Raw genomic sequence first — 6,555 nt, forward strand, 5'->3', positions numbered from 1 at the left:
TCACTGCCAGAAGCGGAAGAGCTCCTGGCCGAAGTAGGTGTCGAGGCGGGAGACGCCCAGCGCGCGCAGGAGCGTGTCCACCAGGCCGAAGAAGGCCTGGTTGACCTCGGGGAGCCACAGCAGGGCGAAGACCGCCAGCAGGCCGATGACCGCGTAGGGCTCTATCTTGCGGCGCAGTGCCGGGGACAGCCAGGGCTCGATCACGCCGTAGCCGTCCAGGCCGGGGACCGGCAGGAAGTTCAGGATCGTCGCGGTCACCTGGAGCAGCGCGAGGAAGGCCAGGGCGAAGCGGAAGGTCGACGGGACGCCCGTGAGGCCGAGCAGCCAGAACGGGGCGGTGCAGATCACCGCGAACACGGCGTTGGTCAGGGGGCCGGCCGCCGAGACCAGACTGTCCTGCCAGCGGCTGCGGATGCGGGCGCGCTCGATGTAGACCGCGCCGCCCGGCAGGCCGATGCCGTTCACGATCAGGAAGATCAGCGGCAGGATGATGCTGAGCAGGGCGTGGGTGTATTTGAGCGGGTTCAGGGTGAGATAGCCCCTGGCCTCCACCGAGATGTCGCCGCTGTGCAGCGCGGTGCGGGCGTGTGCGTACTCGTGCAGGCAGAGGGACACCACCCAGCCGGACGTGACGAACGCGAAGACCGCGACGCCGGTGTGCGTGCCGAGCGTTCCCTTCCAGACGGCCCAGCCGGACACCGCGAGGACGGCGACGAGCGCGAGGAAGACCGGGCTGATGCGCCGGTCGGCGCGCCGGATGGCGGTGGTCATGGTGCGGGCTCCCGGGGACGGTCTCGGCAGGGGCAGCCCCGACCGTAACCGTGCGGAGGCGGACCGCGCACGGGTGCCGCCGTGGCCGGTCGTCGTCCGGGACGGAAACTCGGTGCAAAGCGGCCGCGGCCCTGCACGACAATGGGCCGGTGCGCTATGGAATTCTCGGCACCGCCCAGGCCGACCGACCCGACGGCACCCCCGTGTCCCTCGGCGGCGCCCGCCTGCGCGCGCTGCTCACCGCCCTCGCCCTGCGCCCGGGCCGTGCGCTGCCGGCCGAGGCACTGATCGCCGACGTCTGGGGCATGGAGCCGCCGGCCGACGCGCCCGGGGCGCTGCAGGCGCTGGTCGGCAGGCTGCGGCGGGCCCTCGGGCACGCCGCCATCGCCTCGGTCGACGGCGGCTACCGGCTGTCCGCCGAGCCCGACGCCGTCGACCTGCACCGTTTCGAGCGGCTCACCACGGACGGTGGCCGGGCGCTCGCCGACGCCGATCCGGCCCGGGCCGCGGACCTGCTGGACGAGGCGCTGGCGCTGTGGCGCGGCCCGGCACTCGCCGACCTGCCGGACGCCGGTGCCGAGGCGGCCCGCGCCGAGAGCCGCCGGCTGGACGCCCAGCGCACCCGCCTCGCCGCCGACCTCGCCCTCGGCCGGGCCGAGCGGACGCTGCCCACCCTGCTCGCGCTGTGCCGGGAGCACCCCCTCGACGAGCCCCTCCAGGCCCTGCGGCTGCGGGCGTTGCGCGCCGCGGGCCGTACCGCGGAGGCGCTGGCCGCCTACGAGGAGATACGCGCCGGCCTCGCCGACCGCCTCGGCGCCGACCCGGGCCCGGAGCTGCGGGCCCTGCACGCGGAGCTGCTGCGGCTCGGTGCGGACGAGCCGGTGGCGGCCGTGGCGGAGCCCCCGGTGCCGCCGTCCCGGCCCGCCGGGCGCGGGCCCGGCAACCTCCGGGCCCGGCTCACCTCGTTCGTCGGCCGGGACGCCGATCTCGCGGCGATCCGGTCCGACCTGGGCGAACACCGGCTGGTGACGTTGCTGGGGCCGGGCGGGGCGGGCAAGACCCGGTTGTCGCAGGAGGGTGCGGAGAGCGCCGCCGCGGCCCGGCCGGGGGCCTGGCCGCACGGTGTGTGGCTGGCGGAGCTGGCGCCGGTGGACGATCCGCAGACCGTGCCGGAGGCGGTGCTGACCGCGCTGGGCGCCCGCGAGACCGTCGTCCGCGGCACCACCGCCGAGGGCCTGCGGGCCGCCGCCGACCCGACCGCGCTGGACCCGCTCGGCCGGCTCGCCGAGCACTGCGCCGGACGCCGGATGCTGCTGGTCCTGGACAACTGCGAGCATGTGATCGGTGCCGCCGCCGCGCTCGCCGAGCGGCTGCTGGCCGACTGCCCGGGCGTCACGGTCCTGGCCACCAGCCGGGAGCCGCTGGCCGTACCGGGCGAGGTGCTGCGGCCGGTCGAGCCGCTGCCGGACCCGGTCGCGCTGCGGCTGCTGGCCGACCGGGGCGCCGCCGCCCGCCCCGGCTTCCGGATCGACGACGACCCGGCGGCCTGCACCGAGATCTGCCGCCGGCTGGACGGTCTGCCGCTCGCCATCGAACTCGCCGCCGCCCGGCTGCGGCTGCTCACCCCCCGCCAGCTGGCCGACCGGCTCGACGACCGCTTCCGGCTGCTGACCAGCGGCAGCCGGACCCTGCTGCCCCGGCAGCAGACCCTGCGCGCGGTGGTCGACTGGTCCTGGGACCTCACCGACGAGCCCGAACGGGCGGTACTGCGCCGGCTGTCCGTCTTCGCCGGCGGCTGCGACCTGGCCGCCGCTGAGGAGGTGTGCGCGGGCGACGGCGTCGAGGAGTACGAGGTCGCCGGGCTGCTGGGGTCGCTGATCGACAAGTCGCTGGTGGTGGCGGCGCCGGCCCCCGATGGCCAGATGCGCTACCGGCTGCTGGAGACCGTGGGGGAGTACGCCGGGGAGCGGCTGGACGAGGCGGGGGAGCGGGCCGGTGCCGAGCGCCGGCACCTCGTCGCCTACCGCGAACTGGCCCGTACCGCGGACCCGTTGCTGCGCGGCCCCGGCCAGCGCGCGGCGATGGAGCGGCTGGAGCTGGAGCACGACAACCTGCGCACCGCACTGCGCCGGGCCGTCGCGGCCGGGGACGAGCACGAGGCGCTGTGCCTGGTGCTGTCCCTGCAGTGGTTCTGGTCGCTGCGCGACCACCGCAGCGACGCCCGCCACTGGGCCACGGCGGCCGGCGAGCTCGGCCCCAACCCCTTCCTGACGCCCGTCGAACCGGCCCCCGCACTGCACCGGCGGCCGATCGACGCCCCGCCGCCGATGTCCGACGAGCAGCTGGCCGAGGCCCGCCGCGAGGTCCGCCTGGTCGCGCTGTCCAGCAGGGACAGCGACATCGAGGCGATGCGCGACCCGCAGATGCAGCGGGAGCTCGCCGGGATGCTCGCCGCCTACCGCCCCGGACTGCCGCAGACCTGCAAGGTGCCCGGTGTGATGTGGTACTTCGCGGTGCTGCTCACCGGGCGCTTCGACGAACTGGCCGAGCTGATCGACGGCGCGGTGGCGGCCTGCCGCGACCACGGCTACGACTGGGAGCTGGCCTACGTCCTGCAGATGCGCTCCAAGATCTTCAACGACCGGCCCGGCGGGCTGTCCCAGGCGTCCCGCGACGCCGACGAGGCGCTGCGGATATTCCGCACGGTGGGCGACGCCTGGGGCGCGGCCGAGGCGCTGTCCGGGCGCGGCGAGTCCCACGAGAAGCGGGGGGCGTACGAGCTCGCGGCGCGCGACTACCGGGCGGCGATGGTGCACGCCGAGGAGGTGGGCGCGCACGGCCAGACCCTGCTGCTGCGCTGCCGGCTGGGCGCCGTGCTGATCGAGGACGGCCAGTCCGAGACCGGTGAGCGGATGCTCCGCGAGGTGCTGGCCGAGGCCGCGGGGGGCAACTCCGGCCGGGACACCGAGCCGTTCGCCCGGCTGACCCTCGCCATGTGGCTGTCGGTGAGCGGGCGGCCGCAGGAGGCGCGGGCCGAACTCCACATCGTGCAGGAGCTGTTCGTCCCGCGCGCCCCGGACCTCTTCGCCGGCATCCTGGAGTCCGCGCTGGTCTCGCTGGACATCGAAGAGGGCCACACCGAGGGCGTGCTGCCGCGCTTCCGGGCGGCCCTGACCCTGATGCAGGACGAGCTGACCCAGATGGTCGCCCCCGACATGCCGGTGATCCAGCTCCTCACCGGCGCCCGGGTGCTGATGGCCGTACGGGGCGAGGCGGCGGGCCGGGACGCGGCGCGGCTGGTCGGGGCGTACGACGCGCTGCGGGCCACCGGCCACGTGCCGACCCTGGTCATCCGCGACGAACGGGCGCGCACCGAGGAGGCGGCGCGGAAGCTGCTGAGCGACGACGCCTACGCGCGTGCCCACGCCGAAGGCGGTGACCTCTCACTGGAAGAGGCCACCGCCCTCATCTGACGCGAGCCGGGCGGAGGCTGTTGCCCCGCGGGGAGGCCCCCTGCGGGGCGTGCGTCAGGTCTTCTTGCGGAACTTCGCGACCGCGAGCGGCATGACGACCGCCGTGATGGCGACCGTCCAGCCGAGGGTGATCAGCGCCGGGTGCGCCACCGCGCCCCGGCCGTTGAGCAGGGCCCGGGCCGCGTCCGCCAGCGTGGAGAGCGGGTTGACCTTGGTGAAGCCCTCCAGCCAGCCGGGCATCGACGTCGGCGGGGCGAAGATCGACGAGCCGAACTGCAGCGGCATCAGCACGATCATCGCCATGCCCTGCACCGCCTGCGGTGTCTTCACCGAGAGCCCCAGCAGGATGAAGATCCACATCAGCGCCGCGCCGAAGGCCGTGGACAGCACGACCGCGGCCAGGAACTCCAGGGCACTGCCGCGGATTTCGAAGCCGAGCAGGAAGCCCATGCCGAGCAGGATCGCGGTGGCGATCAGCATCCGGCCGATCTCGACCACGATCTTGGCTATCAGGACCGAGGACCGGGCGATGGGCATCGTCCGGAAGCGGTCCATCACGCCCTTGCGGAAGTCCTCGTTGACGCCGGAGCCGACCGCCATGGCGATGTTCATGCCCATCATCGCCATCATGCCGGGCACCAGACGCTGGATGTACTCCTGCTGGTTGCCCTTGCCGGCGATCGCGCCGCCGAAGACGTAGGTGAACAGCAGGATGAAGATGACCGGCATCAGCAGGACGTCGAACATCGACTCCGGATCGTGCTTGATCTGCAGGGCGTTGCGCCGTACCAGGGCACCGATGTGCCGCAGATTGCCGCGCAGCCCGATCCGGCCCTCGTCCGCGCCGGTCTTGACCGACGGCGCAGTCATCGTCACGGCAGTCATGCCGACACCCCCGCGTACTGCTGTTCCGTCAGGTCGTCCGACTCCGGGGCGACGGAGGTCTTCTGGCCCGTGATGGCCAGGAACACCTCGTCCAGGCTGGGCAGATGGGTCGATATCCCGGCGAGCGCGAAGCCGCGGCCGCCGAGCACCCCGACCACCGCGGTCAGCTGCTCGTCGCTGATGATCGGTACGTTGACCACACCCCCGTCGTGGTCAGCGGTCGCGCCCACGATGCCGTCCAGCCCCGCCTGGGCGATCGCGCCGACCATCCGGTCCAGTTCACCGGGGTCGGTCGGCCGGATCTGCAGGGTCCGCCCGCCGACCTTGGCCTTGAGCTCGTCGACCCGGCCCTCGGCGATCACCCGGCCGCGGTCGATGACCGTCAGCTCGTCCGCCAACTGCTCGGCCTCTTCCATGTATTGCGTGGTCAGCAGGACCGTGGCGCCCTCGCGGACCATCCGCTGGACCTCCTCCCACACCTCGTTGCGGGTACGGGGATCCAGGCCGGTGGTCGGCTCGTCCAGATAGAGCACGGCCGGGCGGCCGATCATCGAGGCGGCGAGGTCGAGCCGGCGGCGCATACCGCCGGAGTACTTGGCGGCGGGCCGCTTGGCGGCCTCGGTCAGCGAGAACCGCTCCAGCATCTCGTCCGCGCGGGCGCGGGCGTCCTTGCGGGAGAGGTCGAGCAGCCGCCCGATCATGTAGAGGTTCTCCCAGCCGGAGAGCTTCTCGTCGACCGAGGCGTACTGCCCGGTCAGGCCGATCGTGCGGCGCAGCGCGCGGGGCTGGCGCACCACGTCGTAGCCCGCCACCACGGCACGGCCGGCGTCCGGCACCAGGAGGGTGGACAGGCAGCGCACGAGCGTGGTCTTCCCGGCACCATTGGGGCCGAGCACGCCGAGTACGGTGCCTTCCTTCACGTCCAGGTCCACCCCGTCGACGGCCTTGACGTCGCCGAAGTGCTTGACCAGACCGCGCACCTCCACGGCGTTGCCGCCCTTGGTGGTCATCGTCTGTCGCGTCATGTCCCCAACGGTGCCAGGGCCCACCGACACGGCACCGACATTCCACCGACAGCTGCGCTTGGCTGCCCCCCACGTACCTGGCTTTCCCGCCGCGGGGCTTGCTCGCCGTTGCGCTTTGCGGCGCCTCGCACGTACCCGTCTGTCCCGCCGCGGGGCTTGTTCGCCGTTGCGCCTGGCGGCGGGCGTTTGTGTGTCGGGTGCGGTGCCGGCCCTCCAGACTTCGTCCTCCGGTCCAGCCCCTCCCGTGGGTGGGGAGTTTCCAAGCTGGTTGGGGGCGTGCGTTGTCTGTTGACCGCACGCGTGTGGGCATTACGTGCACCCCCGCCGTCCTTAATTTTCCCTCTCACGGGAGGGGACGGGCCGGAGGGGCCGGTTGTGTGGACGTAAAGCGTCAGCAGTCC

4 protein-coding genes are annotated in these 6,555 nt (G+C 73.5%); 1 reads left to right on the forward strand and 3 read right to left on the reverse strand.

Annotation, left to right across the window (positions count from 1 at the left end; all coding sequences use genetic code 11):
- The gene (locus V2J85_RS38915; RefSeq protein ID WP_330824217.1) at positions 1-771 is read right to left on the reverse strand and encodes a site-2 protease family protein; all 771 of its coding nucleotides are present in this window, start codon (positions 769-771) and stop codon (positions 1-3) included.
- A gap of 149 nt (positions 772-920) precedes the next feature.
- Between V2J85_RS38915 and V2J85_RS38920 the strand changes: the two genes are divergently transcribed.
- A complete protein-coding gene (locus V2J85_RS38920) occupies positions 921-4,244 on the forward strand; it encodes an AfsR/SARP family transcriptional regulator (RefSeq protein WP_330824218.1) in 3,324 nt (1,107 codons plus the stop codon).
- Between the two features lie 54 nt (positions 4,245-4,298).
- Here V2J85_RS38920 and V2J85_RS38925 read toward each other — a convergent pair whose 3' ends face one another.
- The gene (locus tag V2J85_RS38925; protein ID WP_261951864.1) at positions 4,299-5,129 is read right to left on the reverse strand and encodes an ABC transporter permease; all 831 of its coding nucleotides are present in this window, start codon (positions 5,127-5,129) and stop codon (positions 4,299-4,301) included.
- Positions 5,126-6,154, reverse strand: coding sequence for an ATP-binding cassette domain-containing protein (locus V2J85_RS38930; protein WP_261951865.1), 1,029 nt, complete (start codon positions 6,152-6,154; stop codon positions 5,126-5,128). The genes V2J85_RS38925 and V2J85_RS38930 overlap by 4 nt, the downstream gene beginning before the upstream one ends.
- Positions 6,155-6,555 lie beyond the last annotated feature (401 nt).

It is taken from the genome of Streptomyces bugieae (assembly GCF_036352915.1).
Taxonomy (GTDB): Bacteria; Actinomycetota; Actinomycetes; order Streptomycetales; family Streptomycetaceae; genus Streptomyces; species Streptomyces endophytica.